Source organism: Kosakonia sp. AG348 (genome assembly GCF_003337365.1).
Classification (GTDB): domain Bacteria; phylum Pseudomonadota; class Gammaproteobacteria; order Enterobacterales; family Enterobacteriaceae; genus Kosakonia.
The window spans coordinates 505,333-523,020 of the sequence record NZ_QPJR01000003.1 but is presented as its reverse complement, the minus strand read 5'-3'; the positions used below and the strand labels follow the sequence as shown (position 1 = coordinate 523,020).

16 protein-coding genes and 1 riboswitch are annotated in these 17,688 nt (G+C 56.7%); of the genes, 12 read left to right on the top strand and 4 right to left on the bottom strand.

What is annotated here, in order from left to right; all coding sequences use genetic code 11:
- Positions 1-106 precede the first annotated feature (106 nt).
- From leuL to leuD, 5 genes are all read left to right on the top strand, one after another.
- Positions 107-193 (top strand): leu operon leader peptide, encoded by an 87-nt coding sequence (gene leuL, locus DFO56_RS25145; protein ID WP_110093646.1) that lies wholly within the window; start codon positions 107-109, stop codon positions 191-193.
- A gap of 92 nt (positions 194-285) precedes the next feature.
- Complete coding sequence (gene leuA, locus DFO56_RS09625) at positions 286-1,857, top strand: 2-isopropylmalate synthase (protein WP_045511909.1); 1,572 nt, start codon at positions 286-288, stop codon at positions 1,855-1,857.
- Complete coding sequence (leuB, locus tag DFO56_RS09620; protein WP_020456534.1) at positions 1,857-2,948, top strand: 3-isopropylmalate dehydrogenase; 1,092 nt, start codon at positions 1,857-1,859, stop codon at positions 2,946-2,948. Before leuA ends, leuB begins: the two co-directional genes overlap by 1 nt.
- 2 nt (positions 2,949-2,950) lie before the next feature.
- Complete coding sequence (gene leuC / locus DFO56_RS09615; protein WP_114413860.1) at positions 2,951-4,348, top strand: 3-isopropylmalate dehydratase large subunit; 1,398 nt, start codon at positions 2,951-2,953, stop codon at positions 4,346-4,348.
- An 11-nt stretch (positions 4,349-4,359) separates the two neighbouring features.
- Positions 4,360-4,965: a 3-isopropylmalate dehydratase small subunit gene (leuD, locus tag DFO56_RS09610; RefSeq protein WP_020456532.1), complete on the top strand. Its 606-nt coding sequence runs from the start codon at positions 4,360-4,362 to the stop codon at positions 4,963-4,965.
- Between the two features lie 35 nt (positions 4,966-5,000).
- On the opposite strand, the gene DFO56_RS09605 is transcribed toward leuD, so the two are convergent.
- Together DFO56_RS09605 and sgrT are read right to left on the bottom strand one after the other, a co-directional pair.
- Positions 5,001-6,179, bottom strand: coding sequence for a sugar efflux transporter (locus DFO56_RS09605; protein WP_045509941.1), 1,179 nt, complete (start codon positions 6,177-6,179; stop codon positions 5,001-5,003).
- Between the two features lie 137 nt (positions 6,180-6,316).
- Positions 6,317-6,469: a glucose uptake inhibitor SgrT gene (gene sgrT / locus DFO56_RS09600; protein WP_020456530.1), complete on the bottom strand. Its 153-nt coding sequence runs from the start codon at positions 6,467-6,469 to the stop codon at positions 6,317-6,319.
- An 87-nt stretch (positions 6,470-6,556) separates the two neighbouring features.
- On the opposite strand from sgrT, the gene sgrR reads away from it, so the two are divergent.
- The 4 genes from sgrR (at position 6,557) to thiQ (ending at position 11,634) form a co-directional block, all read left to right on the top strand.
- Complete coding sequence (gene sgrR, locus DFO56_RS09595; protein WP_045509944.1) at positions 6,557-8,212, top strand: HTH-type transcriptional regulator SgrR; 1,656 nt, start codon at positions 6,557-6,559, stop codon at positions 8,210-8,212.
- Positions 8,213-8,248: 36 nt separating this feature from the next.
- A riboswitch (TPP riboswitch) is annotated at positions 8,249-8,349 on the top strand.
- A gap of 30 nt (positions 8,350-8,379) precedes the next feature.
- Positions 8,380-9,363: a thiamine ABC transporter substrate binding subunit gene (gene thiB, locus DFO56_RS09590; protein WP_045509947.1), complete on the top strand. Its 984-nt coding sequence runs from the start codon at positions 8,380-8,382 to the stop codon at positions 9,361-9,363.
- Positions 9,339-10,949: a thiamine/thiamine pyrophosphate ABC transporter permease ThiP gene (gene thiP / locus DFO56_RS09585; RefSeq protein WP_045509949.1), complete on the top strand. Its 1,611-nt coding sequence runs from the start codon at positions 9,339-9,341 to the stop codon at positions 10,947-10,949. The genes thiB and thiP overlap by 25 nt, the downstream gene beginning before the upstream one ends.
- Positions 10,933-11,634 (top strand): thiamine ABC transporter ATP-binding protein ThiQ, encoded by a 702-nt coding sequence (gene thiQ, locus DFO56_RS09580; RefSeq protein WP_045509951.1) that lies wholly within the window; start codon positions 10,933-10,935, stop codon positions 11,632-11,634. Before thiP ends, thiQ begins: the two co-directional genes overlap by 17 nt.
- On the opposite strand, the gene DFO56_RS09575 is transcribed toward thiQ, so the two are convergent.
- Both DFO56_RS09575 and araC read right to left on the bottom strand, forming a co-directional pair.
- Positions 11,628-12,398: a DedA family protein gene (locus tag DFO56_RS09575; RefSeq protein WP_045509952.1), complete on the bottom strand. Its 771-nt coding sequence runs from the start codon at positions 12,396-12,398 to the stop codon at positions 11,628-11,630. The two genes, thiQ and DFO56_RS09575, sit on opposite strands and share 7 nt — an antisense overlap.
- A 127-nt stretch (positions 12,399-12,525) precedes the next feature.
- A complete protein-coding gene (gene araC / locus DFO56_RS09570; protein ID WP_045509955.1) occupies positions 12,526-13,371 on the bottom strand; it encodes an arabinose operon transcriptional regulator AraC in 846 nt (281 codons plus the stop codon).
- A 337-nt stretch (positions 13,372-13,708) separates the two neighbouring features.
- On the opposite strand from araC, the gene araB reads away from it, so the two are divergent.
- From araB to araD, 3 genes are read left to right on the top strand one after another with little or no spacing between them, the layout of a single operon-like run.
- Positions 13,709-15,400, top strand: a complete 1,692-nt coding sequence (gene araB / locus DFO56_RS09565) for a ribulokinase (protein ID WP_045509957.1) — start codon at positions 13,709-13,711, stop codon at positions 15,398-15,400.
- Positions 15,401-15,410: 10 nt separating this feature from the next.
- Positions 15,411-16,913 carry an L-arabinose isomerase gene (araA, locus tag DFO56_RS09560; protein WP_045509960.1) on the top strand — a complete coding sequence of 501 codons (1,503 nt, stop codon included), beginning with the start codon at positions 15,411-15,413 and terminating at the stop codon, positions 16,911-16,913.
- Positions 16,914-16,962: 49 nt separating this feature from the next.
- Positions 16,963-17,658, top strand: a complete 696-nt coding sequence (gene araD, locus DFO56_RS09555; protein WP_020456521.1) for an L-ribulose-5-phosphate 4-epimerase — start codon at positions 16,963-16,965, stop codon at positions 17,656-17,658.
- Positions 17,659-17,688: the final 30 nt, after the last annotated feature.

Genomic DNA, 17,688 nt, shown 5'->3' with positions numbered 1-17,688 from the left:
CAAAATAATCGGCGCTCTTCAGCCACGCTTTTCAGACGAGGGGTTGACATTAACTTACGTATCCAGTACCACTAAAAGCATATCGCATTCACCTGGAGCATGATTCATGATTCGCAACGTCGGTTTCGCTGGTCTACTACTACTAAACGCATCTCTCGTGCGCGGTAGACCGGTGGGCGACATTCTGAGTTGAATCGTCCTTCCAGTTAAGACTAAGAACCCGCGCCTTGGCGCGGGTTTTTTTATGCTCGTAGCGAGGCGACCTAAGAGACAAGGACCTAAACCATGAGCCAGCAAGTCGTTATTTTCGATACCACATTACGTGATGGTGAACAGGCGTTACAGGCGAGCCTGAGCGTGAAAGAGAAGCTGCAAATCGCCCTGGCGCTGGAGCGTATGGGCGTTGATGTGATGGAAGTGGGTTTTCCGGTCTCTTCCCCGGGCGATTTTGAATCCGTACAAACCATTGCGCGCCAGGTAAAAAACAGCCGCGTTTGCGCCCTCGCCCGCTGCGTCGAAAAAGATATTGATGTTGCAGCAGAGTCGTTAAAAGTTGCCGAAGCGTTCCGTATCCACACATTCATTGCCACCTCGCCAATGCATATCGCAACCAAGCTGCGCAGCACGCTGGATGAAGTGATTGAACGCGCCATTTACATGGTTAAACGCGCTCGCAACTATACCGACGACGTGGAATTCTCGTGTGAAGATGCAGGCCGCACCCCGATTGACGATCTGGCGCGCGTCGTTGAAGCCGCCATCAATGCCGGTGCGAAAACCATCAACATCCCGGACACCGTGGGTTACACCATGCCGTTCGAGTTCGCCAATATCATCTCCGGTCTGTACGAACGCGTACCAAATATCGATAAAGCCATTATCTCTGTTCACACCCATGACGACTTAGGCTTGGCCGTGGGCAACGCCATCGCCGCAGTACACGCCGGCGCACGCCAGGTAGAAGGCGCAATGAACGGTATCGGCGAACGCGCCGGTAACTGCTCGCTGGAAGAGGTGATCATGGCAATAAAAGTGCGCAAAGACATCATGAACGTGCACACCCAAATCAATCACCATGAAATCTGGCGCACCAGCCAGACCGTCAGCCAGATTTGCAATATGCCGATTCCGGCGAATAAAGCCATTGTTGGCACCGGCGCATTTGCCCACTCCTCCGGTATTCACCAGGACGGCGTGCTGAAAAACCGCGAAAACTACGAAATCATGACCCCGGAATCCATCGGTCTGAATCAGGTTCAGTTGAACCTGACCTCCCGTTCCGGGCGCGCTGCGGTGAAACACCGCATGGAAGAGATGGGCTACAAAGAAGCCGACTACAACCTGGATAATCTGTACGAGGCTTTCCTGAAGCTGGCGGATAAAAAAGGCCAGGTCTTTGATTACGATCTGGAAGCGCTGGCATTCATTAATAAACAGCAGGAAGAGCCAGAACATTTCCGCCTGGATTACTTCAGCGTGCAGTCCGGCTCCAACGATATCGCCACCGCGTCTGTGAAGCTGGCGTGTGGCGAAGAGATCAAAGCCGAAGCCGCCAACGGCAACGGCCCGGTCGATGCGGTCTACCAGGCCATTAACCGTGTGACGGCCTATGACATCGAACTGGTGAAATACGATTTGAGCGCCAAAGGCCAGGGCAAAGACGCGTTGGGTCAGGTTGATATCGTGGTGAACTACAACGGTCGCCGCTTCCACGGCGTCGGTCTGGCGACCGATATTGTGGAATCCTCCGCCAAAGCCATGGTGCACGTACTGAACAACATCTGGCGCGCCGCCGAAGTCGAAAAAGAGTTGCAACGCCAGGCTCAGAACAAAGAAAACAACAAGGAAACCGTGTGATGTCGAAGAATTACCATATTGCTGTGTTGCCGGGTGACGGTATCGGTCCGGAAGTAATGGCACAAGCGCTGAAAGTTCTGGAAGCCGTACGTAACCGTTTTGGTATGCGTATTTCCACCAGCCATTATGATGTCGGCGGCATTGCCATCGATCGTCACGGTAACCCGCTGCCGCAGGCCACGGTTGAAGGCTGCGAACAAGCCGATGCGATTCTGTTCGGCTCTGTCGGCGGTCCGAAATGGGAAAATCTGCCGCCGGCGCAGCAGCCGGAACGCGGCGCGTTGCTGCCGCTGCGTAAGCACTTCAAACTGTTCAGTAATTTGCGCCCGGCAAAACTGTATCAGGGTCTGGAAGCATTCTGTCCGCTGCGCGAAGACATCGCCGCCAACGGCTTCGACATTCTGTGCGTGCGCGAACTGACCGGCGGCATCTACTTCGGTCAACCGAAAGGCCGCGAAGGTAGCGGTCAGCATGAAAAAGCATTTGATACCGAGATCTATCACCGTTTTGAAATCGAGCGCATTGCGCGTATCGCGTTTGAATCAGCGCGCAAACGCCGCAAAAAAGTCCACTCGATCGATAAAGCCAACGTGCTGCAAACCTCGCTGCTGTGGCGCGAAATCGTCAACGAAATCGCGGGCGAATACCCCGACGTTGAACTGGCGCATATGTATATCGACAACGCCACCATGCAGTTGATTAAAGATCCGTCCCAGTTTGACGTGCTGCTGTGTTCCAACCTGTTCGGCGACATTCTTTCCGACGAATGCGCCATGATCACCGGTTCGATGGGCATGCTGCCTTCCGCCAGCCTGAACGAACAAGGTTTTGGTCTGTATGAACCGGCAGGCGGCTCCGCGCCGGATATAGCCGGGAAAAATATCGCCAACCCGATTGCGCAGATCCTGTCGCTGGCGCTGCTGCTGCGTTACAGCCTGAATGCAGGCGACGCGGCTGACGCCATCGAAGGCGCTATCAATCGTGCATTAGAAGAAGGCGTACGCACCGGCGACTTAGCCCGTGGCGCCGCCGCTGTCAGTACCGATGAGATGGGCGACATCATCGCTCGTTATGTCGCTGAAGGGGTGTAATCATGGCTAAAAGTTTGTACGAAAAGTTATTTGACGCCCATGTGGTCTATGAAGCGCCAAACGAAACCCCACTGTTGTATATCGACCGCCATCTGGTGCATGAAGTGACATCACCGCAGGCGTTCGATGGGCTGCGCGCGCACCACCGTCCGGTGCGCCAGCCGGGTAAAACCTTCGCGACGATGGATCACAACGTCTCGACACAAACTAAAGACATCAACGCTTCCGGCGAGATGGCGCGCATTCAGATGCAGGAGTTGATCAAAAACTGCAACGAATTCGGCGTTGAACTGTATGACCTGAACCACCCGTATCAGGGCATCGTCCACGTAATGGGGCCGGAACAGGGCATCACCCTGCCGGGCATGACCATCGTTTGTGGCGATTCCCACACCGCCACCCACGGCGCATTTGGCGCGCTGGCTTTCGGTATCGGTACATCGGAAGTGGAACACGTTCTGGCGACGCAAACCCTGAAACAGGGTCGCGCCAAAACCATGAAAATTGAAGTCAAAGGCACGGCCGCACCGGGGATCACCGCGAAAGATATCGTGCTGGCGATCATTGGTAAAACCGGCAGCGCCGGCGGCACCGGGCACGTGGTTGAGTTCTGCGGTGACGCTATCCGTGCGCTGAGCATGGAAGGCCGTATGACGCTGTGCAATATGGCGATTGAGATGGGCGCAAAAGCCGGCCTGGTCGCCCCGGATGAAACCACCTTTAACTACGTGAAAGGTCGTTTGCATGCGCCGAAGGGCAAAGACTTCGATGATGCGGTGGCCTACTGGAAAACCCTGCATACCGACGAAGGTGCGGTTTTCGACACCGTAGTTACGTTTCAGGCCGAAGAGATCGCCCCGCAGGTAACCTGGGGCACCAACCCGGGTCAGGTTATTTCAGTGACCGATATCATTCCCGATCCGGCCTCGTTCGCCGATCCGGTTGAGCGCGCTTCCGCAGAAAAAGCGCTGGCCTACATGGGGCTGAAACCTGGTGTACCGTTAACGGAAGTGGCTATCGATAAAGTCTTTATCGGCTCCTGCACCAACTCACGCATTGAAGATCTGCGCGCAGCGGCGGAAATCGCCAAAGGGCGCAAAGTCGCGCCGGGCGTACAGGCGCTGGTTGTGCCTGGCTCCGGTCCGGTGAAAGCACAGGCGGAAGCCGAAGGTCTGGACAAAATCTTTATTGAAGCCGGTTTTGAATGGCGCTTGCCGGGCTGCTCCATGTGCCTGGCCATGAATAACGATCGCCTGAATCCGGGTGAACGTTGCGCATCGACCAGTAACCGTAACTTTGAAGGCCGCCAGGGCCGCGGCGGGCGCACGCATCTGGTTAGCCCGGCGATGGCCGCCGCCGCCGCCGTGACCGGCCATTTCGCTGATATTCGCAGCTTGTAAGGAGAACAACCATGGCAGAGAAATTTACCCAACATACCGGCCTGGTCGTTCCGCTGGATGCCGCGAATGTGGATACCGACGCCATTATCCCAAAGCAGTTTTTGCAGAAGGTTACGCGCACCGGTTTTGGTGCCCATCTGTTTAACGACTGGCGTTTTCTGGATGACAAAGGCCAACAACCGAACCCGGAGTTCGTGCTGAATTTCCCGCAATACAAAGGCGCATCGATTTTGCTGGCGCGTGAAAACTTTGGCTGCGGTTCGTCACGTGAACACGCGCCGTGGGCGTTGACCGATTACGGTTTCAAAGTGGTGATTGCGCCAAGTTTCGCCGACATCTTTTACGGCAACAGCTTTAACAACCAGCTGCTGCCGGTAACGTTGAGCGATCAAGAAGTGGATGAGCTCTTTACGCTGGTGCAGAACAACCCGGGCATTAGCTTTGAGGTGGATCTGCAAGCGCAAGTGGTGAATGCGGGCGGGAAGTCGTACAGCTTCTCGATTGACGCCTTCCGCCGCCACTGCATGCTGAACGGTCTGGACAGCATCGGTCTGACGTTACAGCACGACGATGCCATCGCCGCTTACGAAAACAAACAGCCCGCTTTTATGCGCTAACCAACAACAGGCCCGGTTTCCGGGCCTTTTTTCGTTTATACGTCTTTAACGCGGCTGGTCAGCCACAGCGTCAGCACTGAAATCACCGCAATGCCGATATAAACCGCGCCGTGGCCAAAGCTTTGCGCCAGCGCGCCCTGGATCACACCGGCCAGGATCACGCCGGTCGAAATACTGTTGGTAAACAGCGTGGTCGCCGAACCTGCCCGCCCAGGCATCAGATCCTGAAACCACAACATGCCAATCCCGGCGATAATCCCGATAAACACCGCATTAAACAGTTGCAGGGAAAGTAGCGCCGTCTGGCTGTGGAAAAAAATCAGGCCAATGTAGAACAGCACACCCGCCGCAACCGCGGTGAGCATCATGCGCCGTTTACCGATGCGTTTGACAAAAAAGCCCGCCAGGATCATCGCCGGGATCTCCAGCCCTGCCGCCGCGCCCATTAAAATCCCGGCCAGTTTGTCGGGTAGCCCTAATTCCAGGCTAATCCACAGCGGCATATCAATGATGTACATGGTGTTGCAGGTCCACATCAGCGTGGAGGCAATAAACAGCATGCGTACATTTTTATCGCTCCAGCCGCTGACCTGCGTCACCGCCACGTCGGCGGGCTGTTCAACACGCGCCACCGAAGGCAGCCAGAACGCCACCAGCACCAGGCTGATAACGAAAATCCCGGCGGCGATGGAAAACATGGCGGTAAAGCCGTAATTAAGCGCCAGCATAAACGCCAGCGGCGGGCCAATCACCCACGCCAGCGAGAGTTGTGCGCGCATGACAGAACTGAACATCACCACTTCACGTGCAGAACTGTCCGCATACTCGCGCGCCAGCGCGAAGAGCTGCGGCATGGCGGTATTTGCCAGCGAGGCCAGCAGCACACCGCAGGTGATAAGCGTCAGATAGTGGCGGTTAAAGGCGAATAACAGCGCATTGCCCACCGCCATCAGGCAACAAAAGAGGATCAGTTTGCGCCTGTCGCCCTGGTTGTCGGATCGTTTTGCCAGCCCAAGGCTGACCACAATCCCGGCAATGGCGTTGACGGTATAAAACAGTCCAACCCAGAACGGTTCAGCGCCCACTTCCCGGCTCAGAAACAAGCTGAGCGTCGGTGCCTGTAGCGCTCCGGCAACTCCCATCATAAAGGCGACGATCATAAAAGCGACGTAAACGCCATTAAGGCGGCGTCCCATCGTCATTAACCAGAGCATGAATATTTCCTTGTTAAAACGGGAAAAAGTGAAAGTGTAAAAAGCGGCTGTCAGCATAAACGAAAAAAGCCAGCAAAAAACATTTTGCTGGCGGGTGCATTCGCACTTAATACTCAGTCACACATGATTTCAGCGATTCAGTCTTTCGAGACCGGCGTTGTCACTTCCCACTGCATCAGCTCTTCCAGCATTTTCAGGCGCTGCCGTGCGCTCAGGCGGGCGAGCCAGCCCGCATCCTGCGTGGCGTGAAAATAGTCCAGATAAAACCGTCGTATGGATGATCTCAGCATATGACCTCCTCGCTTTCATCGCAGAGAAGTATTGGCTTAATATAGGGATTAATAAATTGCTGAGTTTTTATCAGGAGTTCCCCTTTTATGTCGTCCGGCCGCCTGCAACAACAGTTTATCCGTCTGTGGCAATGCTGCGATGGGAAGTCACAAGAAACGACGCTTAACGAGCTGGCGGAGCTGCTTAGCTGTTCGCGCCGCCATATGCGCACCCTGCTCAATACCATGCAGGAGCGCGGCTGGCTGACCTGGGATGCTGAAGCCGGCCGTGGCAAACGTTCGCGGCTCACCTTTCTATATACCGGCCTTGCGCTCCAGCAACAGCGCGCCGAAGACCTGCTGGAGCAGGATCGCATCGATCAACTGGTGCAACTGGTCGGCGATAAAAAGGCCGTGCGCCAGATGCTGGTTTCGCATCTCGGCCGGAGCTTTCGCCAGGGGCGACATATCCTGCGGGTCCTTTACTACCGGCCACTGCGTAACCTGCTGCCAGGTAGTGCATTACGTCGTTCCGAAACCCATATAGCACGGCAAATCTTCAGTACGCTGACGCGCATAAATGAGGAAAACGGGGAACTGGAAGCGGATATCGCCCACCACTGGAAGCTGATTTCCCCGTTGCACTGGCGATTTTATTTACGCCCAGGCATTCATTTTCATCACGGCCGCGAACTGGAAATGAGTGATGTGATTGCATCGCTGGAGCGCGCCACGGCTCTGCCGCTCTACTCACATATCCGCGAAGTGATCTCGCCGACGCCCTGGACACTGGATATCCATCTCAGCCAGCCGGATAACTGGCTGCCGTGGTTGATGGGGCATGTGCCGGCAATGATTTTGCCGCGTGAATGGAACACGATAAGCAACTTCGCCAGCCAGCCGATTGGTACTGGCCCTTACGCCGTGACGCGCAATACCACTAATCAGTTAAAAATCCACGCCTTTGATGACTACTTCGGCTTTCGCGCCCTGATCGATGAAGTCAACGTCTGGGTGTTGCCGGATCTGAGCGATGAGCCGACCAGCGGCCTGACGCTTGAGGGGCCAACCGACGGCGAAAAAGCGGTGGAAAGCCGCCTCGAAGAGGGCTGTTATTACCTGTTGTTTGATGCGCGATCCAGTCGTGGCGCGAACCCGGCGGTCAGGGAGTGGGTCAGCCATGTGCTCTCCCCCACTAATCTGCTGTGGCACGCCAATGAGCAGTACCAACGCTACTGGTTCCCGGCTTACGGTCTGCTGCCGCGCTGGCACCATGCCCGCCCCGGTAGTGGTGAAAAACCAGCGGGTCTGGAAACCCTGACGCTCACGTTCTATCGCGAACATAACGAGCACGAAGCGCTGTCACGTACCATGAGCACGCTGCTGGCCGAACACGGCGTGAAGCTGATTGTGCAGGAAGTGGATTACGAGGAGTGGTACCGGGGCGAAGCCGGGAGCGATATCTGGCTTAACAGCGCCAATTTCACGCTGCCGCTGGATTTCTCGGTGTTCGCCAACCTCTACGAAGTACCGCTGCTACAGCACTGTATTCCGCTCGACTGGCAGGCAGATGCGGCAAAATGGCGCAACGGGGAGATGAATCTTGCCGTCTGGTCGCAACAGTTGCTCGCCAGTAAAGCCATCGTACCGCTAATCCACCACTGGCTGAGGATTCAGGGACAGCGCACCATGCGCGGGCTGCGCATGAACACGCTGGGCTGGTTCGACTTTAAATCCGCCTGGTTTGCGCCACCGGATCCATAAGGCTTTCGCATTTTTTACCAAATCATTACAATAGCGGCGTTCTCAACGGGGTGCTACGCCATGCGCGTGTGCTGAGAAAATACCCGTCGAACCTGATCCGGATAACGCCGGCGAAGGGATTTGAGGCTGCCTCTCAAAATCCTTTGCCACCCATTTTGAGGTGCAAAGTGTTAAAAAAATCACTGCCGTTCCTGCTGCTGATTGCAGCGCCTGCTTTTGCAAAACCTGTTCTGACCGTTTACACCTACGACTCCTTTTCTGCCGACTGGGGGCCAGGGCCTGCGGTAAAAAAAGCCTTTGAAAGCGACTGCAACTGCGAGCTGAAATTCGTGGCACTCGAAGATGGCGTTTCGCTGCTTAACCGCCTGCGCATGGAAGGCAAAAACAGCAAAGCCGACGTGGTGCTGGGGCTGGATAACAACCTGCTGGAAGCCGCGACACAAACCAAACTGTTCGCCAAAAGCGGCGTCGCCACCGATGCGGTTAACGTGCCTGGCGGCTGGAAGAACGACACGTTTGTACCGTTCGACTACGGCTGGTTCGCGTTTGTCTACGATAAAAACAAACTCAAAAACCCGCCCAAAAGCCTGAAAGAGCTGGTCGAAAGCGATCAGAAATGGCGCGTTATCTACGAAGATCCGCGCACCAGCACGCCAGGCCTCGGCCTGCTACTGTGGATGCAGAAAGTCTATGGCGACAACGCCCCGCAAGCGTGGCAGAAACTGGCGGCCAAAACGGTCACCGTCACCAAAGGCTGGAGCGAAGCCTACGGCCTGTTCCTGAAAGGGGAAAGCGACCTGGTGCTGAGCTATACCACTTCTCCGGCTTACCACATTATTGCCGAGAAGAAAGATAACTACGCGGCGGCGAATTTCAGCGAAGGCCACTATTTGCAGGTAGAAGTTGCCGCCCGCACCGCTGCCAGTAAACAGCCGGAACTGGCGGAAAAATTCCTCAAGTTTATGGTTTCGCCCGCGTTCCAGAACACTATCCCGGGCGGTAACTGGATGTACCCGGTCACCAATGTGACGCTGCCTGCGGGCTTCGACCAACTGGTGAAACCGCAAATCTCGCTGGAATACTCTTTGCAGGAGGTCGCGTCCCAGCGTGCAACCTGGATTAATGCATGGCAACGCGCCGTCAGCCGCTGATTGCTGGCTGGCTGCTGCCCGGCCTCACCGCCGCCACATTGATGGTGGCGGTGGCGCTGGCAGCCTTTCTTGCCCTGTGGCAAAACGCCCCGTCCAGCGGGCTGGCTGATTTTTTCCATGACAGCTACCTGTGGCATGTGGTGCGCTTCTCCTTCTGGCAAGCGTTTCTCTCCGCGCTGCTCTCGGTCATACCGGCGATATTTCTTGCCCGCGCGCTCTACCGGCGGCGTTTTCCTGGCCGTCTCGCCTTACTGCGCCTGTGCGCCATGACGCTGATCCTGCCGGTGCTGGTCGCCGTGTTCGGCATTCTCAGTGTGTATGGCCGCCAGGGCTGGCTGGCAACGCTCTGGCACGCGCTTGGTCTGGAGTGGACATTCTCGCCATATGGCTTACAGGGCATTTTGCTGGCACACGTCTTTTTTAATTTGCCGATGGCCTCGCGCCTGCTGCTGCAAACGCTGGAGCAGATCCCCGGCGAGCAGCGCCAGCTTGCCGCACAACTGGGTATGCGCGGCTGGGCATTCTTCCGTTTTGTCGAGTGGCCGTGGTTACGCCGCCAGATCCCGCCGGTCGCCGCGCTGATTTTTATGCTCTGCTTCGCCAGTTTCGCCACCGTGCTGTCGCTGGGCGGCGGGCCGCAGGCCACCACCATTGAACTGGCCATCTACCAGGCGCTCAGCTTCGATTTTGATCCCGCCCGCGCAGCCATGCTGGCGCTGATCCAGATGATCTGCTGCCTCGGGCTGGTGCTGCTCAGCCAGCGGATGAGCAAAGCGATCGCCGTGGGCAGCCACCAGATTACTGGCTGGCGCAACCCGGAGGATCGGCTGTTCAGCAAGGTCGCGGATATCACATTGATTGTGCTGGCTCTGTTATTACTGCTGCCGCCGCTGCTGGCAGTGATTGTCGATGGCCTCAATCTGAGCCTGATGAAAGTACTGGCGGAGCCAGTCCTGTGGCAAGCGGTGTGGACGTCGCTGCGCATCGCGCTGGGCGCGGGGCTGTTGTGCGTCGTGTTGACCATGATGTTGTTGTGGAGCAGCCGGGAGTTACGCGCGCGCCAGCAAATTATGGCCGGCCAAGCGCTGGAAATCAGCGGTATGTTGATCCTCGCGATGCCTGGGATCGTGCTGGCGACGGGCTTCTTTCTGCTGCTCAATAACAGCGTTGGCCTGCCCGCTTCCGCCGACGGCATCGTCATTTTTACCAATGCGCTGATGGCCATTCCTTATGCGCTGAAAGTGCTGGAAAACCCGATGCGCGATGTGACTTCCCGCTACAGCATGTTGTGCCAGTCGCTGGGAATGCAGGGTTTTCAGCGTCTGCGCGTGGTCGAATTACGCGCGCTGAAACGCCCGCTGGCCCAGGCGCTGGCATTTGCCTGCGTGCTGTCGATTGGCGATTTCGGCGTGGTGGCGTTATTTGGTAATGACGACTTTCGCACGCTGCCGTTTTATCTCTATCAGCAGATTGGATCGTACCGTAGCCAGGACGGCGCAGTGACCGCACTCATCCTGTTGCTGCTGTGCTTTTTCTTATTCACCGTGATTGAAAAACTTCCGGGCCGCCATGTTAAGACTGACTGATGTCACCTGGCTTTATCACCATCTGCCAATGCGCTTTTCCCTCTCTGTTACCCGGGGCGAGCAGATTGCCGTTCTCGGCCCAAGCGGCGCGGGAAAAAGCACGCTGCTGAACCTGGTAGCCGGGTTTCTTACTCCCGCCAGCGGCACGATAACCATCGCAGGCGAAGATCATACGCATACCACGCCCTCGCAGCGCCCGGTATCGATGCTGTTTCAGGAAAATAACCTCTTTACTCATCTTACTGTGCGGCAAAACATCGGACTGGGGTTAAACCCAGGTCTGAAGCTAAATAGCGACCAGCAGCATAAACTTGAGCAGATCGCCGAAACCATGGGGCTGGAATCACTGCTGGCACGCCTGCCGGAGCAGCTTTCCGGTGGTCAGCGTCAGCGCGTGGCGCTGGCGCGCTGCCTGGTGCGTGAGCAGCCGGTGTTATTGCTTGATGAACCCTTTTCCGCACTCGACCCGGCGCTGCGCCAGGAGATGCTCGCGCTGGTACAGTCAGTATGTCAGCGACAGCGGTTAACGCTGCTGATGGTGTCGCACAGTGTGGAGGATGCAGCGCGGATTGCCGAACGTTCGCTGGTGATTGCTGACGGGCGCATTGCGTGGGATGGCAACACGGACGAGTTGCTCAGCGGCAAATCATCCGCGTCTGGTTTGCTGGGAATTCGCGGTCAGTGACCGCGAACAACGTTGCCTAAAATGTTGAGGTAAATCGGCATCAGCGGGTGCTGCGCCAGCGCGATCGCCGCAGCGACAGCAACCACCAGCGTGCCCGGCGCCAGCCATAACAGGCGGCGACGTGGCAGGTAGTTTGTCAAACGGTCAACACCGGATTTCCCCGCGCGCCATAACCGCCAGCACAACCAGCAGGCCAGCCACAGCAGCAGCGCGGTCAGCAACAACAGCCATTTGAAGTTGCCGCTTTGCATATCGGCGGGAATATCAATTGCCGCACCGGCCAGAATACCGGGCAGGAAGTAGAACGGCGGCCATAGCAGGCAGCCAACAATATTCGGCGGCAAAAACTTGCGGATGGGCAGATCCAGCATGCCGGCAACCATCGGGATCAGCGGGCGCGTCGGCCCGACAAAACGGCCAACCAGAATGGTAAATACGCTGTGCTGATGCAGCGCGTGTTCGGTTTTATCGAGCAGCGCTTTGTTCTTTTTCATAAACGACCAGCGGTGCAGCGGCCCCTTAAAACGCCAGCCCAACCAAAAGGAGATCCAGTCGCCGAGCAGGCAGCCAACAATCCCCGCCAGCCACGCATGCCAGAAGTTCACTTCGCCGCTGCCGATCAGCGCGCCGAGCGCCGCCATCATTACCGTGCCGGGTAAAATCAGCCCGACTAACGCCAGCGACTCAAAAAACGCCACCAGCATAATCGCCGCCAGCGAATACATGGCGGATTGGGTAACAAAGTGTTCCAGCAGCGCTTCCATAAGGTGTCCTGTTCAGAATGAACGCTGGATTCTCCGGAGGTCATCCGCGAGCGTCAAGCTTTCAATTATCTGAAAATTTTACCGGTTATGTCACATTGCAGAACCTTTCATTGCCATTCTTTACTTTTTATTCACATCCCGCGCGGAATTCACTGGGGCTGGCACCGGTGCATTTTTTAAAAACCCGCGAGAAATAGAGCTGATCGTCAAAGCCAACATTGCGCCCGACGCTGGCAATCGGCATTCGCGTGGTGCTAAGCAGTAATTTTGCCTGGCTGATACGCTGATCCTCGCGCCAGCTCAGCACACTCACGCCCAGTTGCTGACGAAAAAGGTGTGACAGGCGTGAAGGCGACAAGCAAACATGCTGAGCAACGCTTGCGATATCAAAATGGTTATCCGCCAGGTGATCGCTAATGTACTGGCAGGCGTCGCGCACGCGGTTATCCAGCGGCGGGTGCAGCGATTCGTTAATCGCTTCCATACGCCGCAGTAGCAGTTGCTCCAGCAGATTTATCGCCAGATGTTCCGCATAGCGCCCGACACTTTGCCCGGCGTCGATAATTTGCGCGAAAAGTTCACGAAAACGCGCCATATGCGCATCATCAGGACGGTAAAAACCGGTTTGCGCGAACAGTGTCGGCCAGTTCAGCCACTCGTGCCAGTAGGCGCGTGGACGGAAGTAAACCCACTGGTGATACCACTCGCTGGCGTCGGGGTGGCGGCCATAGTGGTGAATTTCTCCCGGCGGGAAAAGCAGGATATCGCCAGGGCGGCAAACAAACTGCTTGCCGTGGTTCATCACCACACCCTCGCCGCGCACGGTGAGATTCAGGATATAGCCCTTCATGCCCAGCGGTCTGTCGATAAAAAAATCGAGATAACCGTCGGCTTCAATGGGGGTCAGCCCCGCCACCAGATGCGCATTAAACGAGTACCCTGGCAGCAGTGGATCGTTCTGTGATTCAGCCATAAACGCAATACTCCCGTGCCTGGTAAAGAAACCAATTGTCCATATTGAGAATCCCGTCATTCCTCAGCCGCCCGCAGGCAAAGGGCGTAAACACGCCAATTGTCTAATCCCGCCAGACAAAAGCGATTACGCCTTTTTAACGCCGCTGAACAGGGCAAAAAGGGATAACGGAAGTGTCTATAAAGGCGGCAGAAATGTCCACATCGAATTTTTGCACGGCGTCACACTTTGCGATCCCATAGCATTTTAATCCATAAGATTAGCGGATCCTGCCTGACGGTTTTTGCCGCCGCTCACTATCGTTTTTCTAACGGTTATTCTTCATGGAGCAAGATACATGGCAATCACAATTGGCCTCGATTTCGGCAGCGATTCAGTACGTGCGCTGGCGGTAGACTGCACATCCGGGGCGGAGATCGCCACCAGTGTCGAGTGGTATCCACGCTGGCAGGAGGGGCGTTATTGCGATGCGCCGCATAACCAATTTCGCCACCACCCGCGCGATTACATCGAGTCGATGGAAGCGGCACTGAAAAGTGTGCTGGCGGAGCTGACCGACGAGCAACGCGCCGGGATCAAAGGCATTGGCGTCGACAGCACCGGTTCAACACCGGCGCCGATTGATGCCGAAGGCCGCGTGCTGGCGCTGCGCCCGGAGTTTGCCGACAACCCGAACGCGATGTTTGTGTTGTGGAAAGATCACACCGCCGTCGAAGAGGCGGAAGCCATTACCCGCTTGTGCCACACCCCCGGCAAAACTGACTACTCGCGCTACATCGGCGGCATTTACTCCAGCGAATGGTTCTGGGCAAAAATCCTGCACGTTACCCGCGCGGATAGCGCCGTCGCGCAGGCTGCCGCCTCCTGGATCGAACTGTGTGACTGGATCCCCGCCCTGCTCTCCGGCACCACGCGTCCGGAAGCGATTCGTCGCGGGCGTTGCAGCGCCGGGCATAAATCCCTGTGGCATGAAAGCTGGGGTGGCCTGCCGCCTGCCGCGTTCTTTGATGAACTCGATCCCATCATTAATAAACACCTGAACTGGCCGCTGTTTACCGACACGTATACCGCCGATATTCCCGTCGGCACGTTGACGTCCGAGTGGGCGCAGCGCCTTGGTTTGCCTGAATCCGTAGTGATTTCCGGCGGTGCCTTCGACTGCCATATGGGCGCAGTTGGCGCAGGCGCACAACCGAATACGCTGGTGAAAGTCATCGGTACATCTACCTGCGACATTCTGATTGCCGACAAACAGAGCGTTGGCGACCGGGCGGTAAAAGGCATTTGTGGCCAGGTTGATGGCAGCGTAGTGCCGGACTTTATCGGCCTCGAAGCCGGGCAGTCCGCCTTTGGCGATATCTATGCCTGGTTTGGCCGCGTGCTTGGCTGGCCGCTGGAACAGCTCGCGCAGCAACATCCAGAGCTGAAAGCGCAGATCAAAGCCAGCCAGAAACAACTCTTACCTGCGCTGACCGATGCGTGGGTAAAAAATCCATCGCTCGATCACCTGCCGGTGGTGCTGGACTGGTTTAACGGTCGCCGTACGCCAAATGCCAACCAGCGTCTGAAAGGGGTGATCACCGATTTGAATCTCGGCACCGACGCCCCGGCGCTGTTTGGCGGGTTGATTGCCGCAACCGCGTTCGGCGCGCGCGCCATTATGGAGTGCTTCACCGAACAGGGTATTGCCGTCGACAACGTAATGGCGCTCGGCGGTATCGCACGTAAAAACCTCGGCGTGATGCAGGCCTGCTGCGATGTGCTGAACCGCCCATTACAGGTGGTCGAATCTGAACAGTGCTGTGCACTGGGTGCGGCGATTTTCGCCGCCGTCGCCGCGCAAGTGCATGCCGATATCCCGGCGGCGCAGCTGAAAATGGCCAGCGCCATCGAAAAAACCCTGCAACCGACCGCGCAGGCGCAACAGTTTGAACGCCTCTATCGCCGCTATCAGCAGTGGGCGAAGAGCGCCGAGCAACACTATCTCCCTTCAGCCGCGACAGTCTCGCAGGCCGCGTTAACTCATTAAGGACAAGATCATGACTATTTTCGACAATTATGAAGTGTGGTTCGTCATTGGCAGCCAGCACCTGTACGGGCCGGAAGCCCTGAAACAAGTGACGAAGCACGCCGAGCAGGTGGTCAACGCCCTCAATGCGGAAGCGAAACTGCCTTGCAAACTGGTGCTGAAACCACTGGGCACCACGCCGGATGAGATTACCCACATCTGCCGCGATGCCAACTACGATGACAAATGCGCCGGGATGGTGGTGTGGCTGCACACCTTCTCACCGGCGAAAATGTGGATTAACGGCCTCGCTATCCTCAATAAGCCGCTGCTGCAGTTCCACACCCAGTTCAATGCGTCCCTGCCGTGGGACAGCATTGATATGGACTTTATGAACCTCAACCAGACCGCGCACGGCGGCCGCGAGTTCGGCTTTATTGGCGCGCGTATGCGCCAGCAACATAGCGTGGTGACAGGCCACTGGCAGGATCAACACGCCCATCAACGCATCGGCGCGTGGATGCGCCAGGCAGTGTCTAAACAGGATACCCGCCAGCTGAAAGTGGTACGTTTCGGCGACAACATGCGCGAAGTGGCGGTGACGGACGGCGATAAAGTCGCAGCACAAATCAAGTTCGGTTTCTCGGTCAATACCTGGGGCGTGGGCGATCTGGTGCAAGTAGTGAACGCCGTGAGCGATGGCGATGTCAACGCGCTGGTGGATGAGTATGAAAGCAGCTATCGCCTGACGGCTGCCGCGCAGGTTCATGGCGATAAACGCCAGAACGTGCTTGACGCCGCGCGCATCGAACTGGGCCTGAAACGCTTCCTCGAAGAGGGCGGTTTCCATGCCTTCACCACCACCTTTGAAGATCTGCACGGCCTGAAACAGTTACCGGGCCTGGCAGTACAGCGTTTGATGCAGCAAGGCTACGGCTTCGCCGGCGAAGGCGACTGGAAGACCGCCGCGCTGCTGCGCATCATGAAAGTGATGTCCGGCGGGCTGAACGGCGGCACCTCCTTTATGGAGGATTACACCTATCACTTTGAGCACGGCAACGATCTGGTGCTCGGCTCGCACATGCTGGAAGTCTGTCCTTCTATCGCCATCGACGAAAAACCGACGCTGGATGTGCAGTACCTCGGTATTGGCGGCAAAGCCGATCCGGCACGTCTGATTTTCTCCACCAAAACCGGCCCGGCGATTAACGCCAGCCTGATCGACTTAGGCGATCGTTTCCGTCTGTTGGTGAACTGCGTTGAGGCGGTGAAAACCCCGCACGATCTGCCGAAACTGCCGGTCGCCAACGCCCTGTGGAAAGCGCAGCCGGATCTGCCAACCGCCTCTGAAGCGTGGATCCTCGCCGGTGGCGCGCACCACACCGTCTTCAGCCAGGCGCTGACGCTCGACGATATGCGCCAGTTCAGCGAGCTGCACGATCTTGAGCTGACGGTTATCGACAACGACACCCGCCTGCCTGCGTTTAAAGACGCGCTGCGCTGGAACGAAGTGTATTACGGTTCAAAACGTTAACAGGGAACACCCGGCCTGCTGCGGCAGGCCATCTTTCCTGGAGGAACGCATGTTAGAAGCATTGAAACAGCAGGTGCTGGAAGCCAACCTGGCGCTGCCGAAACATCACCTGGTCACGCTGACATGGGGCAACGTCAGTGCCGTTGATCGTACAAGCGGCCTGATGGTGATTAAACCTTCTGGCGTCGATTACAGCGTCATGACCGCTAACGATATGGTGGTCGTCAACATCACCACCGGCGAAGTAGTTGAAGGCACGAAAAAACCCTCTTCCGATACGCCGACTCACCGACTGCTGTACCAGGCGTTTCCGACCATCGGCGGCATTGTGCATACCCACTCTCGCCATGCCACCATCTGGTCGCAGGCTGGTCAGCCGATCCCGGCAACGGGCACTACCCATGCCGACTATTTTTATGGCGAGATCCCCTGTACCCGTAAGATGACCGACGAGGAGATCAACGGCGAATACGAGTGGGAAACCGGCAATGTGATCGTCGAGACTTTTGAGAAAAAAGGCATCGATCCGGCGCAAATGCCCGGCGTGCTGGTGCATTCTCATGGCCCGTTCGCGTGGGGCAAAAGCGCAGATGACGCGGTACATAACGCCATCGTGCTCGAAGAAGTGGCCTATATGGGTATTTTCTGCCGTCAGCTCGCGCCTGAGTTACCCGCCATGCAACAAACGCTGCTGGATAAACACTATTTACGTAAGCACGGCGCGAAGGCTTACTACGGCCAATGACTGTATAAAACCACAGCACCCAACAACAAA

Bases quoted from the DNA above. Each gene is read 5' to 3' on its own strand.
- sgrT (WP_020456530.1), bottom strand. From the start codon at position 6,469: ATGCTGAGATCATCCATACGACGGTTTTATCTGGACTATTTTCACGCC.
- thiQ (WP_045509951.1), top strand. From the start codon at position 10,933: ATGTTAAGACTGACTGATGTCACCTGGCTTTATCACCATCTGCCAATG.
- DFO56_RS09575 (WP_045509952.1), bottom strand. From the start codon at position 12,398: ATGGAAGCGCTGCTGGAACACTTTGTTACCCAATCCGCCATGTATTCG.
- thiP (WP_045509949.1), top strand. From the start codon at position 9,339: ATGGCAACGCGCCGTCAGCCGCTGATTGCTGGCTGGCTGCTGCCCGGC.
- araA (WP_045509960.1), top strand. From the start codon at position 15,411: ATGACTATTTTCGACAATTATGAAGTGTGGTTCGTCATTGGCAGCCAG.
- sgrR (WP_045509944.1), top strand. From the start codon at position 6,557: ATGTCGTCCGGCCGCCTGCAACAACAGTTTATCCGTCTGTGGCAATGC.
- leuD (WP_020456532.1), top strand. From the start codon at position 4,360: ATGGCAGAGAAATTTACCCAACATACCGGCCTGGTCGTTCCGCTGGAT.
- leuB (WP_020456534.1), top strand. From the start codon at position 1,857: ATGTCGAAGAATTACCATATTGCTGTGTTGCCGGGTGACGGTATCGGT.
- leuA (WP_045511909.1), top strand. From the start codon at position 286: ATGAGCCAGCAAGTCGTTATTTTCGATACCACATTACGTGATGGTGAA.
- araD (WP_020456521.1), top strand. From the start codon at position 16,963: ATGTTAGAAGCATTGAAACAGCAGGTGCTGGAAGCCAACCTGGCGCTG.
- araC (WP_045509955.1), bottom strand. From the start codon at position 13,371: ATGGCTGAATCACAGAACGATCCACTGCTGCCAGGGTACTCGTTTAAT.
- DFO56_RS09605 (WP_045509941.1), bottom strand. From the start codon at position 6,179: ATGCTCTGGTTAATGACGATGGGACGCCGCCTTAATGGCGTTTACGTC.
- leuL (WP_110093646.1), top strand. From the start codon at position 107: ATGATTCGCAACGTCGGTTTCGCTGGTCTACTACTACTAAACGCATCT.
- leuC (WP_114413860.1), top strand. From the start codon at position 2,951: ATGGCTAAAAGTTTGTACGAAAAGTTATTTGACGCCCATGTGGTCTAT.
- araB (WP_045509957.1), top strand. From the start codon at position 13,709: ATGGCAATCACAATTGGCCTCGATTTCGGCAGCGATTCAGTACGTGCG.